Source organism: Spirosoma aerophilum (assembly GCF_054782495.1).
The window spans coordinates 152624-172131 of the sequence record NZ_BAAGSJ010000013.1; the positions used below are offsets into that span (position 1 = coordinate 152624).

Annotated in this window: 10 protein-coding genes; 5 read left to right on the top strand and 5 right to left on the bottom strand. The window is 48.5% G+C overall.

Annotated elements, in window-relative coordinates:
- Positions 1 to 124: 124 nt before the first annotated feature.
- The 3 genes from ACYVK4_RS12215 to ACYVK4_RS12225 are packed head-to-tail and all read right to left on the bottom strand — an operon-like array spanning position 125 to position 2376.
- Positions 125 to 898: a TIGR02757 family protein gene (locus ACYVK4_RS12215; RefSeq protein ID WP_461127795.1), complete on the bottom strand. Its 774-nt coding sequence runs from the start codon at positions 896 to 898 to the stop codon at positions 125 to 127.
- 37 nt (positions 899 to 935) lie between these two features.
- The gene (locus ACYVK4_RS12220; RefSeq protein ID WP_461127796.1) at positions 936 to 1148 is read right to left on the bottom strand and encodes a hypothetical protein; all 213 of its coding nucleotides are present in this window, start codon (positions 1146 to 1148) and stop codon (positions 936 to 938) included.
- 7 nt (positions 1149 to 1155) lie between these two features.
- The gene (locus ACYVK4_RS12225; RefSeq protein ID WP_461127797.1) at positions 1156 to 2376 is read right to left on the bottom strand and encodes a LysM peptidoglycan-binding domain-containing protein; all 1221 of its coding nucleotides are present in this window, start codon (positions 2374 to 2376) and stop codon (positions 1156 to 1158) included.
- 354 nt (positions 2377 to 2730) lie between these two features.
- Between ACYVK4_RS12225 and porX the strand changes: the two genes are divergently transcribed.
- On the top strand, positions 2731 to 4305 hold the full coding sequence (porX, locus tag ACYVK4_RS12230) for a T9SS response regulator signal transducer PorX (protein ID WP_461127798.1): 1575 nt from the start codon (positions 2731 to 2733) through the stop codon (positions 4303 to 4305).
- 134 nt (positions 4306 to 4439) lie between these two features.
- On the opposite strand, the gene ACYVK4_RS12235 is transcribed toward porX, so the two are convergent.
- On the bottom strand, positions 4440 to 5672 hold the full coding sequence (locus ACYVK4_RS12235) for an ROK family transcriptional regulator (protein WP_461127799.1): 1233 nt from the start codon (positions 5670 to 5672) through the stop codon (positions 4440 to 4442).
- A 779-nt stretch (positions 5673 to 6451) separates the two neighbouring features.
- Between ACYVK4_RS12235 and ACYVK4_RS12240 the strand changes: the two genes are divergently transcribed.
- Both ACYVK4_RS12240 and ACYVK4_RS12245 read left to right on the top strand, forming a co-directional pair.
- Positions 6452 to 9775: a SusC/RagA family TonB-linked outer membrane protein gene (locus tag ACYVK4_RS12240; RefSeq protein ID WP_461127800.1), complete on the top strand. Its 3324-nt coding sequence runs from the start codon at positions 6452 to 6454 to the stop codon at positions 9773 to 9775.
- Positions 9776 to 9794: 19 nt separating this feature from the next.
- Positions 9795 to 11387, top strand: a complete 1593-nt coding sequence (locus tag ACYVK4_RS12245) for a SusD/RagB family nutrient-binding outer membrane lipoprotein (RefSeq protein ID WP_461127801.1) — start codon at positions 9795 to 9797, stop codon at positions 11385 to 11387.
- A gap of 89 nt (positions 11388 to 11476) precedes the next feature.
- Here ACYVK4_RS12245 and ACYVK4_RS12250 read toward each other — a convergent pair whose 3' ends face one another.
- Complete coding sequence (locus tag ACYVK4_RS12250; RefSeq protein ID WP_461127802.1) at positions 11477 to 13036, bottom strand: FG-GAP repeat domain-containing protein; 1560 nt, start codon at positions 13034 to 13036, stop codon at positions 11477 to 11479.
- Between the two features lie 253 nt (positions 13037 to 13289).
- On the opposite strand from ACYVK4_RS12250, the gene ACYVK4_RS12255 reads away from it, so the two are divergent.
- Positions 13290 to 15842, top strand: coding sequence for a carboxylesterase family protein (locus tag ACYVK4_RS12255; RefSeq protein WP_461127803.1), 2553 nt, complete (start codon positions 13290 to 13292; stop codon positions 15840 to 15842).
- A 518-nt stretch (positions 15843 to 16360) separates the two neighbouring features.
- Positions 16361 to 19462, top strand: coding sequence for a SusC/RagA family TonB-linked outer membrane protein (locus tag ACYVK4_RS12260; RefSeq protein WP_461127804.1), 3102 nt, complete (start codon positions 16361 to 16363; stop codon positions 19460 to 19462).
- Positions 19463 to 19508 lie beyond the last annotated feature (46 nt).

Genomic DNA, 19508 nt, shown 5'->3' on the forward strand with positions numbered 1-19508 from the left:
TAAGCTTATCAAAGATAGATCGTCGTCTCAAACGAACGTCTGACAGGATAATCGGTTCGGCCTGTGTATTGTTTAATTAGAAGACTCAAAAATATCTACTGACCCGCTGGTTTGTGCCGGAATCTCACAGTTCGCCTTCTACACCTAAACCAAAGAGGGCAAAGTCATACCGAATAGGGTCAACAGGGTCGAACTGACGTAGAGTTTCGGTGAGTTCGAGCGCGGCTTTCCAGTCGGTTTGCGGACGGTTGAGCAATTTTAAATGGCGCGCCACACGGTTTACATGCACGTCGATCGGAATGACTAACTGATCGGGGCGGATTCGGGACCAGATCCCAAAATCAACTCCCCGGTCGTCCTGCCGCACCATCCATCGCAAAAACATTAATAAACGCTTGCAGGATGAGTTTCGGGCGGGAGTGGCAATGTGTTTGCGGGTACGCTCCGGAAAGAAATCCGTTAAGCCACAAAAACGGTCATGGAAAACAATGAGCGCAGATTCGACGGTTTGGCCTTCGTTTGTTGTCAGAAAGGCATCTTCCAGGGAGTCGTGTTGCTGGAAATAGTGTCTGAAGAAGTGAATAAAATAAAGCGCGTCGGTGGCGTTGAACGTTCGGTGTTTGAACTGGAGAAACCGCTTTACGTCGCTTTCTTCATGATGCCGGATGAAGTCGAACGGAGCGCCATCCATCAAGTCGACCAGCTCGGCGGCTTTCTTCAGAATAACGGGTCGCTGTCCCCAGGCGAGTACGGCTGCCCAGAAGCCCATAATCTCAATATCCTGTTTCCTGCTAAAGCGGTGGGGAATACTGATCGGGTCGCGATCAATAAATGAAGGCCGATTGTACTGATCGGCCTTCTCATCTAAAAAGTCTTTTACGGATTGGATTGTCTGCATGCACGCGTAGGTCACGACTGGAACACCAGCGTCTGGATCATTTGCTTTTCCCCCCGCTAACGATCCAGGCCAGTCCTCGCGAAATGCCCGAGAATGTGGCTAACAGCGTCGACATGATAAACGTGAAGACCGCAATGAATGGATAAGCCAGCGTGAACATAATGCTGAAGGTCAGGTAACCAGGGGTGGCTTTCATCTGGGCGTCACGTTCCCGATGACGACGGGCAATACGTTCTTCTTTGGTTTCCATGATTGAGCTATCGAACAATGTAACTAACCTCAGCTCGAAAACGCCGATCTTCGGGTGAAAGTTTCGCGAAGGCCTGCTTCGATAATTTTATTAGAATCTTGTCATTGACGCCTGTGTCGGGTAAACGACCGATGACTTTAACCCAAAGACTCTGGTTATTAAATTCGTTTCGTACCTGAACCAGTGTCCCGATGGGGGCAGTACGGTGTAGCGCCAGGTATTTGCCCGAGCCATCGTTTCCATCAATTATTTCGGCTATACCGCTGTTCGAAATACGATGACCACGGGTTGGCATAGGCGCGTCGTTGCCGGGGCGGGGCGATTCAATGACCTCAACTGGTTTCTCCGCGACTTTCTCCGTTGGTTTCTCCGTCACTTTTTCTGCCGCTTTTTCCGCAGGCTTTGCACTGCTCCGATTCTCTGAATCGGTGGGTTTGGGAGCAGACGCTATGTCGCGGGGATGCTCGGCTTTGGTTTCTGGGGGTGTCGACGGGCGAGGGTCACTTGTGCGGGGTTCTGCTGGTCGAACGGCTACATGCGGTGCCGCTTCAGCATCGGCCCGGTGGGGGACTGGCTCTGGTGTCTTTGTCGTTGAAGCGGGTTGAGGGGTCGATGGCATCCGGGCCTGATAGGCCTTTTCGGAAACAATAAGTGCCTGGCCGATCAATACATTATTGCCGGGAAGGTTATTCCATCGACGAATATCAGCCTGCGAGATGCCGTACCGGCTGGCCAGACTATATAACGTTTGTTTGGGCTCCACCACATGAATACCTGCTTTGGCCGGGTCGTCTGCTTTCAGGATTTGTTTGTCGGCGGGTTTTGTAGTCACCGGTTTTGAGGTGTCTTTCTCGGCCAGCTTTGCTTCTTTCTTCTCAACTTTTTCCTGTTTCCTGATCGCTTTGTCAATTACTTTTTCCTCTTTCCGGCTTAACGCACCGTCCGGAATGGGAACTCTGACAATCTGAGCATATTTGACGGCATCTTTCAAGGTAGGGTTGGCGGCTCTTATATCGGCAACAGACCGCCCATATCGCCGGGCAATGGCGAAGAGTGTCTGGCCCTCATCGACACGATGGAGGATAAATCGTTTCCCATCTTTTTTTTCAACCCCAACCGAGTCGATCAGGGAGGTTGGTACAACTTTTGCCGAGTAGGCATCAACAGGGTGTATATGCAGTATACCGCCGAACAGCAAAAAAGCGGCACAAACAGGAAATTTCTTCATGGGTTCTTGATAGCCAAAAATGGTCGGACGCATAAGCAACGACCACCTATACTAACGGCGTATAGTCTAAAATTGAGGTAAAAATAGGTCTGTTTTTGTCAGTAACGCACCTTATTGGCTTGTCTTCTCACAGTCAGGGATCAAATAGAGTTAACTATTTTGACTTGGGTTTGACTAAAAAGTCTTTTTGAGCTGTTAAAAAACCTTAACGTAGAACCACCTGAACAGAAGCGGGCGTTTGATGTTTAACTATAAAGTAGTGAAAGGGTAGGTATGACGGGTTGCCAGAGTCATTTAATACAGGCGCCCGTAACGCCAGATGCCACGCAACACGCTTCCAACTCCTTACTAATTATGCAAAATTATTCGATACTTTGGGCCGACGACGAAATTGATCTTCTAAAACCCCATATCCTGTTTCTGAAAAATAAAGGATACGATGTTACGTCTGTAAATAGCGGGGCTGATGCACTCGATCAGGTTGAACAGGCGAATTATGATGTTGTGTTTCTGGACGAAATGATGCCGGGTATGACGGGTCTTGAAACGCTCGCCCAGATTAAGCAGGTACGGCCTAATCTACCCGTCGTTATGATTACCAAGAGCGAAGAGGAGCATATTATGGAAGAGGCCATCGGCTCCAAGATCGCTGATTACCTCATCAAGCCCCTCAACCCGAATCAAATTTTGCTGTCCGTAAAAAAGATACTCGATAACAAGCGGCTCGTGACCGAGCGGACCAACATCGGCTATCAGCAGGATTTTCGTAATATATCTATGCAGTATAACGACCGCATGGATTTTGACGAGTGGGTCGATGTTTATAAGAAGCTCATTTATTGGGAACTGGAACTCGACAGCTCTCAGGATAAGAGCATGTCGGAAGTGATGAACATGCAGAAGAGCGAAGCCAATTCGGAGTTCTGTAAGTTTGTGATCGACAATTATGAAGACTGGCTGAACGACCCCAAAACGGAAAGCCCTATCATGTCGCATCAGCTGATGCGTAAAAAAGTATTTCCGCTGGTCGAATCAACTCCTGCCTCGTCGGGCTCGGCTCCGCTGTTCTTTATACTGATCGATAATCTGCGGTACGACCAATGGAAAGTTATTCAGCCGTTGCTGGCCGAGTACTTCACCGTTGAGGAAGAGTCGTCGTATTATTCGATTTTGCCAACCACGACCGGTTTTGCCCGTAACGCTATTTTCTCCGGCATGATGCCCAGCGATATGGAAAAGAAGCATCCTGATTTGTGGGTAAATGACGACAGTGAAGATGAGGGTTTGAATAACCACGAAGAGGAGTTTCTGCGTCGACAGCTCGACCAGAGCCGCCTGAATATCAAGATGTCGTACCACAAGATCCTGAATGTAAACCAGGGTAAATCGCTGGTCGATAACTTCAATAACCTGTTGCAGAATCAGCTGAACGTAGTGGTTTATAACTTCGTGGATATGCTCTCCCATGCCCGTACAGATATGGCCATGATCAAGGAGCTGGCTCCTGACGAATCCGCTTATCGGTCCATTACCCGATCCTGGTTTCTGCACTCGCCTTTACTGGAGTTTGTGCAAAAAATAGCCTCCAAAGGGGGACGGCTGATCATCACGACCGATCACGGTATGATTCGCGTCCAGAAACCCGCTAAAATTGTCGGCTACCGCGAAACCAACACCAACCTTCGGTATAAGCAGGGGAAAAATCTGGGTTTTGATGATAACCACCTGTTCGTTGGTCGTAAGCCTGAGCGGTTGTTCCTGCCGAAGCCACACGTGTCAACGGCTTACGTCTTTACGCTGGAAGACTACTTCTTTGCGTACCCCAATAATTACAACTATTACGTAAATCACTACCGCAACACCTTCCAGCACGGCGGAGTGTCGCTGGAGGAAATGATCATTCCATTCGCCTATCTGAAAGCAAAGTAGGGGAGTCGTTAATGAGTGAAAAGTGAAGTGGGTGGCGTAAGTGCAGTGAGGAAAACAGATAGAACTGATTTCAGCGACTACACTTACTCCACCCACTTTACTTTTCACTTACTGCACAAACCCCACCCACTTCACTAATAATTGGCGAAAATGTCTTCCATCATGTAGGCATGCGTGCCGAGCCATTTAGCCGTGCCGTTAAGCTGGGTTACTTCAATGGTCATATCGTTTCTGAAGTCACTCAGGCAGTATTTGCTAATGGCCTGTTCAATGGTGTTCAGGATAAAGGCGGCTGCTTTTGACAGAACCCCATCGACAATAATGATTTCGGGGTTGAACAAACTAATGGCAATAGCGAGGCCTTTGCCCAGCTGGTAGCCCGTTTCATGCAAAATATCAATGGCGTATGAATCGCCGGAGTGGGCGGCATTGATGATTTCGTCGATTTCCAATTGATCGATCTGATCCCGGAAGGACGCCAGTTTAGACACCTGGCCCGCCATAATATCCCGCTGAGCCCGTTTAACCAGCGCCAGGGCCGATGTGATGGTGCTCAGGCAACCAATTTTGCCGCAGAAACATAACTCGCCGTCCGGGTCGACCTGAATATGACCTAATTCACCTGCAAATCCACTGGCTCCCTGAAATACTTCGCCATTAACAACGATGCCTAAACCGACACCCCAGTCGATATTGATGGCCAGCACCTGCTTCTTGCCCTGGGCACCGCCAAATCGACTTTCGCCTAATACAGTGGCTTTGGTATCGTTGATTAAATAAACGGGCTTGTTGAGCTGGCTGGATAGCCATTGAGTGAGAGGCTCGCCCGTCTGATTCAAATTCTTGTAAGTCAAGTTCAACCCCCTGCGGGCGTCTACGAGGCCCGGCATGGAGACACCTACCGCAATCAGATCATTTACATCGATTTCCGAGTCGACCAGGGCGTTGTTAAAATAATGAGCCAGTGATGCGAGAAAGCCCGGGTTGTCATCTAACCTTAGATCATAATCTCCTCTATAAATAACTTTCCGCTGCACATTCATAAAGAGGATCTTGGTATCATGAGTGCTAACATCCAGTACCGCAACGTAATTGCTCTTTGTATTCAAACCGAACAAAACAGGCCGGCGGCCATTGCTCCCTGTAGCTGTGCCGATAGGAGTTACCCATTGATTGTCAATGAGCTCTTCGACCAGACTGGTAATTGATGGTACGCTGCTGTGTAAGATCTTGGTAAGGTGAGCCAGTGTACAAGTACCCTCAGTATATAGATGGGCGAGCACTTTCCGTTGTTTCTGATTCTTTTTGTAATCAACAACCGACTGAGAGGCTGGTGTTTCTTCGTCAATGGTAAAGGATGTATTCATTTCAAAGGGACATGAAATAGTCGTTACGGTAAGTACAGATGTACAGCAGGATAAAGTTTAGTTTTAAAGCATAGGCTATACTTGAACTACTTATATAGATGTTGGCTAATTATTTTAAGAACTAATCTATATAATGATGTAAGCCTTGGGTAATGGTATGTAATTAATAAAAAAATAATTAAAGTAAGTGATATTTCTATTTGTTGGATTTATATGCTGGCTACTAGGACTTATTTACCTGGTAGGCTGGATTACTTCCTGAGTAGACCTCTCTTCCTCTATCTGCCGGTCAGACAAGTGAGTGGAGCCCGGCCAACCAGATCATAAAATACGGTAAATCAATTGAATTATAGGTAATACATATTAAAACGAAATTTGGTTTTACTGATCTAATGCGCTGCCCGAAGTAAGATCATTGACCTTGTGTTTTACAGTCAAACGGTGTGCATCTCTAGAAAGTATAGAAAATTACCCCTTGATGAGTGTGAGCCTATTTTGATGATTAGACAGAAAAATATTTTATAAATAATAAAGATTGACATATAAAATATACTCTTACTGGCATTAATATTAAAAAAAATTATAAATATGATTCTTGAATTTATATATTTGTCAAAAGGATAATTGAGTATAAATGCTGGTTTAAAAGCGGCACCAGCAGAAATAGGGATACGGTTTGGGGATCCATTTACAAGATATAATAAAATAGACCTCCAACAGTAATCCTATGCGTTTAATTATAAAAAATTCTCCCTAATGCAGTTTAAACGAATAATTCTATGGCAAAAAGTTTACAAAGGCTTATTATCTTGATGTGGGTGATAAGTACCCCCGTATTCGCTCAGACGATTTCGGGTAGGGTTACGGCAGCCAATGACGGCCAGCCACTACCAGGAGTCTCCATTCTGGTAAAAGGAACAAACTCAGGTACAATTACCGATACCGACGGTAAGTACACCATCTCTGCGGCCAGGGCCAAAATACTGGTATTTTCGTTTATTGGTTACAAGAGCAAAGAGGTCACTGTGGATAACAAATCAACAGTCGACGTTTCATTAGACGAAGATGCGTCTATGATCAATGAAGTTGTTGTAACGGCCCTGGGTATTCCTAAAGAGCAGCGTGCCCTTGGTTATGCCACAACGGTTGTCAATAACGAAGCACTGATAAAAACGGCTACGCCGAACTTTGCAACAGCCTTATACGGTAAAGCTCCCGGCGTAACAATCAATGCCACACCGGGTGGTGCTACCAGTGGAGTGAGTATCAGCATCCGCGGGTTAAGCTCAATTACGGGCAACACTCAGCCCCTTATCGTGATGGATGGTATCCCCATCCGGAATGGCGAATCCCGGAACAACGACTTCTGGGGCGATCAGCGTATACGAGGTAACGGTCTTCTGGATCTGAACCCCGCCGACATTGAGAACATTTCTATTCTGAAAGGAGCATCTGCTGCGGCTCTCTATGGCTCGGAAGCCGTGAACGGGGTTGTACTGGTAACCACCAAAACCGGTAAAGGAAAAAAAGGTCTGGGTGTTGATTTCAGCGCGAGCTACAGTAATGATAAAATAGCCTACCTGCCCCGTTACCAAAATGTTAGAGGGCCCGGCTATTTCCAGAACTACGCAAACGGCGGTCAGGATGCTAACGGCTTCATCTCATACGACACGGATGGCGACGGCAAAGGGGATACCCGCGGACTGCTGGGGGCTACGGTTAACTTCGGTCCCAAGTTCGATGGTCAGCCGGTTATGGCCTTTGATGGTGTTATTCGGCCTTATGTAGCCTCTAATAACAGCTACGCCAACCTGTTCCAGAACGCCAACAGTTCAAACATCAACCTGGCAGTATCCAAAGCAACGGATAATTCGACGATTCGCTTTTCGTACACGCGGCAGGATAATGGCATGATCAGCTATGCGGCAAAGAACGAAAAGAATATCATGAACCTGAATGCCAGCTTTAAGATCAACAATAAGCTGACAACGGATCTGATGGTCAACTATGTGAATCAGTACACGCACAACCGGCCGTACAAAGTGGATCGTATGATCAACAACTTTTCGGGGATGATGAACCGGTTTGAATCGGCGGACTGGTATTTCGATAAATACCAGACCAGCCAGGGCTACAAATACGTAACCGGAACGAACCAAAGCCTCACACCTAAAGAAAACATCATTCGAAATGGTTTCAAAGGGGACATTGGTGATTACGTATGGAGTACACGCGCTAATACATACGATGAATATAGTAACCGGGTCATTGCCAGCATTACGCAGCATTGGCAAATTCTGGACAACCTGAAACTTAGAGGCCGGATTGGTACCGACCTGACTTCAGAACGAATCGAAGACAAGCAGCGGAGCGCTATCCCGCTGGCCTTTGGCTATTCAGGTTCCTTCGCTATGAACAACAACCAGTATAGCAATGTATATGGTGATGTCCTGCTTACATACACGAAAAAACTGAATCCTGATGTGACCGTAATGGCATCGGGCGGGTATACAGCTAACAAAATGCTGAATACCTATGTAGGCCGTTCGACTAACGGTGGACTAAGTACGGAGAACTTCTTCGATATCTCAGCGTCGGTAAACACACCGGGAGGTAGCAACAGTCGCGACAAGTCAATCCGGGACGCTTTCCTGGGTACGGTGAATTTTGATTACAAAAACTTCTTCTTCATTGAAGGTACCCTCCGCCGGGACCGTACATCTACCCTTGCGCCGGGCAACAACGCTTTCGTTTATCCGTCTTTGAACTCAAGCCTTGTGTTCAGCGATATGTTCCGGTTACCCGCCGTTATCAATTACGCGAAACTGAGAGCTTCCTGGGGAATCGTGGGTAACTACCCGCTTATTTACAGCGCCAACAATGCTTACAACCAGGGTAACCTGAGTACGCAGCAAACCGGTGGTAGTTCGGTATTGTATACCAACATCAGTGGCGATTATGGTAATGATAAAATCCGGCCCGAGCAGAAGCATGAATTTGAATTCGGTCTGGAGACTAAACTGTTCAGAAATCGCCTGGGTGTAGACCTGTCGTATTACAACGCACAGATCGTTGATCAGATCCTGCCCCTAACGATTGCTGCTACTTCTGGCGCCCGGTCAATTCTGGCCAATATTGGTACGCTGAGAAACCAGGGTGTAGAATTAGGGTTGAACTTCTCGGCCTTGAAAAGTGCGGACCTGAACGGCCTGAACTGGGATATAACCTTGAATCTGGCCAAAAACAGCAACAAAGTAGAGAAGTTGACAAACAACTCGACCGAACTGTTGCATGCTGACTACGATGGTAATGCTGCTCAGTTGCGTTCGGTAGTTGGCCAACCAATGGGTGACATTTATGTGCACGGTATTTTAAAAGACGCCAGCGGCCGCAATATTGTTGGACCGAACGGTATTTACCAACTCGATGGTGCCAACTGGATAAAGGCCGGTAACGCCATGCCTAAACTGACGGGTGGTTTCATCAACAGTATTGGCTATAAAGGCTTCAGTCTGGACGTGGTCGTTGACTTCCGGTATGGTGGATCGATCATGCCCACGGGTATCAACTGGCTGACATCGCGGGGTCTGACTGAAGAAAGTCTTACGGCAATGGATGCCGAGCGTGGTGGTCTTCGGTATTACCGGGATGCCAACGGCAAAGGTATTCAGACAACGGCCGCTGCCGGACCAAACGGCGAAGTTGTTTATAACGATGGTATGCTGATGAGCGGTGTACTGCCAACGGGCGAAGCCAATACCAACGTCATCTCGCAGGCAGTTTATTACAACAGCACTTATAACTGGGGTGGGCCTCAGTACAGCAGCTCACGGTACGAGTTGTATGTGAAGGAGAATACCTACGTCAAAATGAGAGAGCTCTCGCTGAGCTACCGAATTCCGGCCAGCCTGACTCGCAAAATCGGTACCCAGAATCTGACCCTGTCGGTGTTTGGCCGTAACCTGTTTTTCATCTACAGAACCATCAAGGATATGGATGCCGAACAAGCCAACTCAAGTACGCGCTGGGCTGAAAACATTAGTAACGCTGGTAACAACCCATCGTTCCGTACCATGGGGGTAATGCTGCGGGCCAGTTTCTAATCCTAATTCAATCATGAAAATGAAAAAGATATCTTTCCTTTTATTCGCGGGGCTGTTTGTAGGGAACATCTCCTGCAAGGAGGCTGAGTTCACGGAAGCTTACCCAAACCCGGCCAAGATTGCTGAAACAACCGTCGAAAAACAATTTACCGGCGTTCTTTTTGCTAACAAAGATTACGTACTTCCAGCCTACCGGCATTATTTCGTTACGCTGAGAACCTCCCTGAACCACTATAATCAGGCTACGGGCTGGATCAATTCGTCCGGGCAATATGTGCCGGGTTCGTCGGGGGTAGAGGATGTGTGGTACAACTACTACAATATGCTGGCGCAGTACCGCGAACTGCAAAAAGTGTACGCATCGAGACCCGCGGATCAACAGGCAGACCGGAAAATATTCATGCTGACAGCGGCTGTCTACGTGTATGATTACACCCAGAAGATGGTCGATGTGCTGGGTGCTATACCGTTCAGTGCCGCCGGGATGCTTAGTACAAACGGGGGCGACTACCTGACGTCCAGCGCCAAATTTGATACGGCCGAAGGCATATACACCTTCCTGCTCGATGACCTGAAGCGTATTTCAACGGAGCTGAATGGCATTACCTTGAATGCCGGTTATCAGAAATCGTTCACCACGCAGGACTTCGTCAATAAAGGCGACTTGACAGCCTGGAAGCGGTATTGTAATTCACTTCGGCTTCGGTTGTTAAACCGGGTTTCGGATGTGGAGAGCTTCAAAGCCAGATCCAGCGCCGAAATGGCTGAGATTCTGGGTAATGCAACGACCTTCCCAATCGTTGAAACCAATGCACAGAACATCCAGATCAATGTCTTTAATATCAACACAGACATTAACTCGAAAGGGTTTCAGGATGGGTTAGAGTCGGCGGGCTGGTTTGGTAACACGGCGGGCAAGGCAATGATCGACAACATGAATGCGAACAACGATCCGCGTTTACCACTGCTTTTTGAGCCAGGGGCAAATGCCGGAGGAAAGTACATTGGTATTGATCCGACTGCTACAGAGGGTGCACAGACAACGCTCTTCAACGCGGGCCAGGTAGCAATTTATAACCGCTATACGTTGAGCCGGAACCAGTTTTTCCCCGGTATTCTGATCAATGCTTCGCAAATGAATTTGATCAAAGCAGAATATTATCTGAGAACAGGTAATGACGCGCTGGCGAAAACGTCGTACGAAACGGCTATAACGCAATCTGTGCAGTTCTACAATGGTCTACTGGCGCTATCTAACGCCACGGGTCTTACCGCGATTCCAACGGCGGCAACACCAGCTTCCATCAGTACGTACATTGCGAATCCGGCTGTAAGCTGGAGCAGTGCCACAACCGGCGCCGATAAACTGAAGCTGATCGCTACGCAGAAATGGCTGCACTATAATCTGGTTCAACCCTATGAAAACTGGGCCGACATCCGCAGACTGGACTTCCCGGTGCTGAGCTTCCAGGTCGATAATGCGAATAATCAGACCGTGCCTCCGGTCCGGTGGACGATTCCAGGCAACGAGGTAACGTACAATGCAGCCAATTACGCAGCTGTAAAAGCGACGGATAACCTGAAGACTAAAATTTTCTGGGATGTGAAGTAAGGGACGGCTCTGTTCTAAACTCAGCGTTCGATTAGCGTAATACAGAGGAGGCAGGCCAGTTGGTTTGCCTCCTCTTGTGTTATAACGATCTATTTGCTCTGGTTTTCCAGCACCAGCAGCTGCGGAAAGGAAGTTATACCTTTGAAAAGTAACTGGGTCATCTCGCCAACCGTGTGAAAATAAGAACCCAGGATTAGGTCTACATCGCCGTCCCGGTCAAAATCGGCGGCTTCCATCGTCAGCCATTTCCCGCCCGCACCGGCGGGAGTACTAAACGGTGTAAACGTCAACGAACCCTGGTTGGCTAAGTAAATAAAGCCCTGCTCCGGTTGTTCCAGAGTGGTGTAAAAAGAGGTAGCCGCTATATCAAGATCGCCATCCTTGTCGAAGTCGCGGGCAATGGCTTTTGCTGCTCCATACATCGGGTAAAACCAGGCTTCTTTAAAGTTATCCTTCCTGTCGTTGAGGTATATACGAACACCATGGTAGTTTTTATGGATGGAAGAATAATCCCAATTGTCGCCGTTGGTCAACAGGATATCCTGAAACCCATCTTTATTAAAATCAACCAGTTCAAAATAGCTGGAGCCAAACAGGGGAGAGAATTGCAGAATGGTCTTCTCTTTGAATTTGCCGTTCCCCAGATTGTAAAAGATAGAAACCTCTTCCCTCGCCTGAGCCATCAGGACCATAATGTCGGGCTTTTTGTCGTGGTTGAAATCCGCGATTTCGACTTTTCTGGCTCCGGGAAATGCTTTCAACACGTGTTCTTTAGCCGGGTCTAAGCCGTCGTACCAGAATAGTTTCCCGGCATTGTTGCCAAACCCGCAGACGAGTGCATCCTCTTTCCCGTCGCTGTTAAAGTCGCTTGTCAGAAACTGAACAGGGCGGGGTAGCTGCCGGATATTGACAGGTCTGGAACCCGGTTTGGCAGCCCTTTCCAGCGTCATAAGTCGGCCGAGGTGCTGGTCTGACGGGCTAAAAATGCCGATAGTGAGTAGCCGTGGTGCGGCATTTTTCGGGAAGTCGATATCCGTTGGGGGGGTGTCTATCCACCATGTATCAGCCAGTTGAAGCTGTGAGTTAAGAACATACAACGCATTTTGTGCATCGCCTACATAGAGCTGACCGCTTTGTGCATCGTATTTCAGCAAGGTTGTTTGTGGCACAGGTTTATCGCCAATTATCACTTCTTTGGCCGCAAATAAGGTAAGTTCATTGGTTACCGGCGTATGAGATTTCTGCGGAATCGGTACTTCGGGAGCCATCTGTTCGTAGTATTGAACGATCTTCTCCCAGTCGGACAGGGATAAGGCAGCTGTTTCGGGGTAAATCTGCAGCTGGCTAATGGCTTTTTCTTCTTCGGGCGAAAGTGACTTCAATGTATCCTGTCCCGGTAGCTTGAGACCAAGGCGCATGGCCATATTAGGCAGCACCCCCGTAACCCAGGTCTTTTTGTCCAGAAGTTCGGGCTCTGGAAACAGGTGACAGCTCCCGCAGTATTGATGCGCCAGTTGCTTTGGCGTGGGGTCGCTTTCGTTTGCTTTACCGTTGGCAGGCGTTCTATCCGTTTCCTGTTTTGACGGAATAGAAAACGAAGCGATAACCAGAAAGAGCAGCAGAAGTAACCCGGTTCTAAGCGATGGCATTGGCGATGAATTGACTGTATAAGAAACGAAACGAACCGGGAACAAGGACGAAGTGCGTCTACCGGAATGTACAATGTACGCCGAATATACTAGATGTATAGAAGGTATTCCGCCAACTAATCCCGCACTTATCAATTATTTTTGCAAAATAGAGTCTGTATTTTTAAAAAATTAAAATAACTATATCTTTGTTAATCTCTCATTTTTCAATGAGCTGGTAACTCGTCATTAGCCAACGTTCAGGCCATTCATTATGCGTACATCTTTTACCATACCTGTCCTCTTCTTACTGTCGGTTAGCTCTCTGCTGGCTCAGCAGACTCCCGGAACAACTCGCCCTAAGTCGTATGCGTTTACAAAAGGGCTGGTGGCGCTGACAGGTAGCCGCTACGGGCGCGAAGCCATTTATACTGATCCGCTGGCCTATCAACTATATACCGGTTCACTCAAACAACCCGCCGAAGGTGCAGTGTTTGGTAAAGATGAACAAGGCGGGGATATTAAATGGATTGCAGTAACGGCCGATAGCCTCAACCGGCTTCGGCTGCGGGGTGGTTTTCGGGGTAATGGAGGTGCTCCTGCGGGCCCCGGCGTAGTAGCTGGCAGCTTCCGGGGAGGTATTGGTGGGGGTGGGGGGTATACCTACCTGACTTATCCATCGGCGCAGGAACAGATTGCCCTGCTGAATATAAAAGGAAACAGCAATGTCTACGTAAATGGCGAGCTGCACATGGGTGACGCCTATAGCATGGGGTATCTGCACATCCCTATAAAGCTTAGGAAGGGCGTAAATGAGTTTTATGTACGGGGTGTCATGATTACCGCCAGCCTGAGCTTTCCGGACAAATCCGCTCTGCTGGCTACCGATGATCCAACCTTGCCAAGTATTCGGTTAGGCGAACCGAACACGTCGCTCCAGGGAGCGGTGGTGGTCGTCAATACGTCATCGACACCGCTGCTGGGTCTGCAACTTACCAGTAAGCTGGCCGGTAAGACACTGGTTACCCCGGTACCCGTTATTCCTCCCCTGTCGAGCCGGAAAGTTGCGTTTATGTTCGACGGGAGCGGGGTTAACCTGAAAGGTGCACAGTCCTGCGAATTAACCCTCGTTCAAAAAGGCAAATCGCTTGATGCCGGAACCATTTCGGTGGATGCCGTTCCGGCCGGGGCATCCTATAGCCAAACGTTTATCAGCCATATCGACGGTAGTTTACAATACTATGCCGTTACCCCCCAATCATCAGCAACGACCGCGCCTTCAGCCCTGTTCCTGTCGGTGCACGGCGCGGGCGTGGAAGCCAGCGGACAGGCTCGGGCTTACAAACCAAAAGACTGGGGCAATTTGGTGGCCGCCACCAATCGCCGGCCACGCGGCTTCAACTGGGAGGACTGGGGCCGGTTAGATGCGCTCGAAGTACTGACTATTGCCAAAAACCGATTTAAACCCGATCCGCAACATATTTATTTGACCGGCCATTCCATGGGTGGGCATGGCACCTGGTTTCTGGGCGCTACCTACCCCGATAAGTGGGCGGCTATTGCCCCCTGTGCGGGTTACCCCACGCTTAAGGAATACGGTTCTGCCGATGGAGTGATCCCCGAAACCAGCAATGATCCATTGGAACAGATGCTATTAAGGGCCGGTAATCAAAGCGATGTATTGAAACTGACAAGCAACTACAAACCGCTGGGTGTTTACGTCCTGCATGGCGATGCCGACCGAACGGTTCCCGTAACGTATGCGCGACAGATGCGCAAGCTGCTGGGCGAATCGCAGCCCGATATGAGTTATTATGAATATCCCGGCGGCAGTCACTGGTTTGGTGATGAGAGTGTTGACTGGAAGCCACTATTCGACTTCTTCAAATGGCACCGGATTGCCGTGGACTCGACAGTGAACGACATTGATTTTATAACGGCTAATCCGGGTATATCATCTGCGTTTCGCTGGGCCGCCATTGAGCAGCAAAGGCAGCCACTGCTTTACAGTCGGATGCAGCTCACTCGTCGGGGAAAGACGATTAGCGGTACAACATCGAACATAGCCCTCCTAAAGTTGGCGCTCAATGCCTTTAATGCCAAAACACCGGTGACAGTTACGCTGGACGGCTCCCCGGCAATCACTTACACGACTAGCAGTGCGCAGGACACGCTGTTCCTGAGCCGGGAAAACGGGCAGTGGAAGCAGACACAACGGCCTGCCGTCACCCAAAAAGGCCCCCATCGGAATGGTACATTCAAAGATGCGTTCAATAACCGGATGGTCTTTGTGTACGGAACGAAAGGTACAAAAGAAGAAAACGAGTGGAACTGGCAGAAAGCACGTTACGATGCTGAAACCTGGTATTATCGGGGTAATGGGGCCATTGATCTCATTCCGGATAACGATTTCTCATTGGCAAAATACACGGATCGGGGCGTTGTACTGTTCGGCAATGCAACCACTAACGGAGCCTGGAAGTCACTTTTGGCCGATTGCCCGATCCAGATGGAACGTAACAGCATTCGGGCGGGCGACCAGCAATGGCAGGGTGACGATCTGGGTGCGTATTTCGTCTGGCCCATCAAAGGCTCGGCTGTAGCATCGGTAGCGGTCATTGGCGGAACGGGTCTGAAGGGAATGCGGGCAGCTTCCGCCAATCAGTATTTTGCCGGTGCCAGCGGTTTCCCCGACTTCATGGTTTTCGGTCTTGACATGGTTCGTGAAGGTAGCAAAGGAGTTCGAATGGCGGGTTTTTTCGACAATAATTGGAAACTGGTTCCTGAACACGTAGTGGTAAGCCGTCAGACGAACGGTACAGAATAAGGACATTGATGGCCGATCGTAGGTACGACCACATGAATTTGAAAAAGTAGATCTGAGTGTGCAGTTTTATTACTAAAAAATATAATAAAAATACTTATTGGCTCAGTGTGCACGAAAAGTTTCAGACCAGTTAGTGTTCTTGGTAAAATTCATTAAATGAATGAATGATTGTATAATTGTTGGAAAGAATTATATTACCTGAAGGTGCAGTAGTTATTAAGATTGATAGTGTACATTTGTTTAAAAGCAATCTTAAAAAATATTACAAACTTAGTCGTTCAGTCTATATATTTGTCAAAGTAAGTGCATGAGTAAAATAGCTCTAACTGAAAGGAAGGCATTGCCTTATTTTATTTGGTAAATAGCTGATTTTAAACGAATATTTTAACTGTGCTTATTGACGGGATATAGTCAGACTGGTACTCTTCATGCCTTAAAGCCGCCTTGGCGGTGATCACTACCCCACCACTTATCTCAAAACAATGCGTTTTATTAACTTAATCAAGTGTCAAACTACTATGAAATCAAAATTACGTAGGGCCATTCCAGGGCTATTACTCTTTTTGGGAGTATGGATTTTCGGAGCTGTGTCTACCGCCTTCGCTATCGATAGTGAAGTAACGGGACGGGTCTCCGACGAGAAAGGAAATGACGTTGTTGGTGCATCAGTCACCATTAAAGGAACGAACCGTGGTACCAACACAGATGCCAGCGGTAAGTACAGAATTGTCGTGCCCAATGGAAGCGCCGTTCTGGTGTTTTCATACATCGGCTACAACAAGCAGGAAGTAACGGTCGGCAACCGCTCGGTTGTCGATGTAAAGCTGGAGCCAGGCAGCTCGGTTCTCGACGAAGTGGTCGTAACCGCCTTAGGGGTATCGAAAGAAGCCCGGAAGGTAGGTTATGCTGTAACCACCATCAATGGTGATGCCTTAACAAAGGCACGGGAAACGAACGTTGGTAATTCACTGGCAGGCCGGGTTGCCGGTTTGAACGTGAAAGGTACCAGCGGTGGTCCCGGCGGTACGGCCAAAATTCTGATGCGGGGTATGCCCAGTATCAACTCGGCCGGTTCGCCCCTGATCGTCCTGAACGGAATACCCATCGACAATACCCAGCGCGGTAGCGCCGGTGAGTGGGGTGGTGCCGATGGTGGTGATGGTATTGGTAACCTGAACCCGGACGATATTGAAACGATGACCGTTCTGAAAGGACAGTCGGCTTCGGCCCTGTACGGCGCCAGAGCGTCTAACGGGGTTATTCTGATCACGACCCGCAGAGGGAAGAAAGGTGATTATGCTATCGAGTATAACACCAACCTAACGGCCGATAGCCCGGTTAACTTCACGGATTTCCAGTACGTATACGGACAGGGAACGGGTGGTACCAAGCCAGCTACGATAGCCGCAGCGCAACAAACGGGTCGTTTTAGCTGGGGAGCGAAACTGGATGGTTCGCCCATCACACAGTTTGATGGAAAGCAGTACGCCTACTCGGCTCAGAAAGACAATATCAAAAACTTCTACCGGACAGGCACTAACTTTACGAACACGGTTTCGGTAACGAAAGGTGGCGACAACGGATCTTTCCGCCTGTCGCTGTCAAATCTTGATACCAAATCCATCGTACCGAACAGCGGACTGGCTCGTAAAACATTCAACCTGACGGCAGATCAGAACATCACGTCGAAACTGAGCGTAAGTCTGCTGGCTAATTATATCGACGAGAAGATCACGCTGAAACCGCAGTTGAGCGATGGTCCAATGAACGCCAATAACGGTTTGTTCCTGGCCACTAACATTGATCAGCGGATTCTGGACCCCGGTTACAATACGACAACCGGTCGGGAAATTATCTTCAGTGATGACGAATATGTAACGAACCCATATTTCGTTATTAATCAGTATGTCAATGATGTAAGCCGGAAGCGGTTGATCTCCATGATTTCGACCAAGTATCAGTTCGCTCCCTGGCTCTATGCGCAGGGACGGGTGGGTTACGACAACTCGAATGACCGGACATTCCGCGTAACACCTTGGGGAACGGCTTATTCGCAGGATGCCAAAGGTGGATTAGACGAACAGTCGACGGCTCAAACGACAGAATTGAATATCGACGGATTGATTGGTGTGAACAAGGCTATCACGCCTGACTTCACGATCGACGCTATCATTGGCGGCAACATCCGGAAAAATAACTACGAGAAAATTGGTATTGGTGGTGGTCCATTTGTATTGCCTTACCTCTACAGCTACAATAACGTGGTGAACTTTAACCGGAGTTATGGCTTTAATAAATCGGAGGTTCAGTCGGCTTATTACAATGTCGACTTCAGCTATAAAGGCTTCCTGAACATCAGTACAACGGGTCGTTATGATGCGTATTCGACCCTGCCCAGCTCGGCACGGAGCATTTTCACACCATCGGTTACAGGATCGTTCATCTTCTCCGATTTCCTGAAAGTACCCAACCTGAGCTTTGGTAAATTACGGGCTGCTTACGCTGTAACCAGTGGTGAGCCAACGACGGCTTATGGAACCAGTGTTTATTATGGTGTAGGAAGTGCGCTGAACGGTGTGCCAACGGGTAACTTCAGCTCCAGCCTGCCAAACCTGTTCCTGAAGCCATTTACGAAAAGCGAGTTTGAGGTTGGTTTAGAATTGAAGTTCTTTGGTAACCGCTTAGGGTTCGACCTGGCCTACTACGACCAGAAGACACAAAACGAAATTCTGCCTGCTAACTATAGCCCGGCAACCGGCTATACAAGTGGTGTGGTGGCAACGGGTTCTACCCAAAACCGTGGTCTGGAAGTACTGGTAACCGGTACCCCGATTAAAACGGCAAAACTTGGCTGGAATGTTTCGTTCAACCTGACATCGGTGAAGAACAAAATCCTTCAGACGGACGCCAACAACAACCCGATCGGACTGGGATCAAACCGTGCGACACTGGGCAATGCGACCACCGCTTTCGTCGTTGGTGAATCAGGTCCACAGATCCGGGCGTACGACTACAAATATGCGTCGAACGGACAGATCATCGTGGATGCATCCGGCCTTCCGGTTCGGGGTAATTTGATCAATATGGGCTCGGTGCTGCCAACACTCTATGGTGGATTGAACAACGAATTTACGTTTGGCAGTTTCAACCTGGCGTTCCTGGTTGATTACAACTACGGAAACAAGATTCTTTCGGCTACCGAAAACTACGCGTACCGTCGTGGTCTCCATCAGGCAACCCTGGTTGGCCGTGAAGGTGGAATTACCACGGGTGTTGTAGAAGGTGGTGCTGCCAATACGGTTACGGCTACTGCTCAGAACTACTACACCGCGCTGGCCAACAACGTAACCAAGATCAGCGTAGTGGATGGCGATTTCATCAAGATGCGTCAGCTGACGTTTGGTTATAGTGTTCCTTCAGCGCTGTTAACGAAGGTGCCTCTGATTCGTGCGGTGAACATTTCTTTTGTGGCTCGGAACCTGTTCTACATCATGAAGAAAACTACCAATATCGATCCTGAAGCAACATTTGGCGCTAACTTACGCTACGCAGGTATTGAAGGTACCAGCCTTCCATCAACGCGTAACTACGGGGTTAACCTCAACATCCGGTTCAAGTAAGGTATTCCTTTAATTATTTCGGTGGATCATACATGCCGGAGAACTC

Excerpts from the sequence above, each read along its gene's own strand:
- ACYVK4_RS12220 (WP_461127796.1), bottom strand. The coding sequence starts at position 1,148 with ATGGAAACCAAAGAAGAACGTATTGCCCGTCGTCATCGGGAACGTGAC.
- ACYVK4_RS12235 (WP_461127799.1), bottom strand. The coding sequence starts at position 5,672 with ATGAATACATCCTTTACCATTGACGAAGAAACACCAGCCTCTCAGTCG.
- porX (WP_461127798.1), top strand. The coding sequence starts at position 2,731 with ATGCAAAATTATTCGATACTTTGGGCCGACGACGAAATTGATCTTCTA.
- ACYVK4_RS12225 (WP_461127797.1), bottom strand. The coding sequence starts at position 2,376 with ATGAAGAAATTTCCTGTTTGTGCCGCTTTTTTGCTGTTCGGCGGTATA.
- ACYVK4_RS12215 (WP_461127795.1), bottom strand. The coding sequence starts at position 898 with ATGCAGACAATCCAATCCGTAAAAGACTTTTTAGATGAGAAGGCCGAT.
- ACYVK4_RS12260 (WP_461127804.1), top strand. The coding sequence starts at position 16,361 with ATGAAATCAAAATTACGTAGGGCCATTCCAGGGCTATTACTCTTTTTG.
- ACYVK4_RS12250 (WP_461127802.1), bottom strand. The coding sequence starts at position 13,036 with ATGCCATCGCTTAGAACCGGGTTACTTCTGCTGCTCTTTCTGGTTATC.
- ACYVK4_RS12255 (WP_461127803.1), top strand. The coding sequence starts at position 13,290 with ATGCGTACATCTTTTACCATACCTGTCCTCTTCTTACTGTCGGTTAGC.
- ACYVK4_RS12240 (WP_461127800.1), top strand. The coding sequence starts at position 6,452 with ATGGCAAAAAGTTTACAAAGGCTTATTATCTTGATGTGGGTGATAAGT.
- ACYVK4_RS12245 (WP_461127801.1), top strand. The coding sequence starts at position 9,795 with ATGAAAAAGATATCTTTCCTTTTATTCGCGGGGCTGTTTGTAGGGAAC.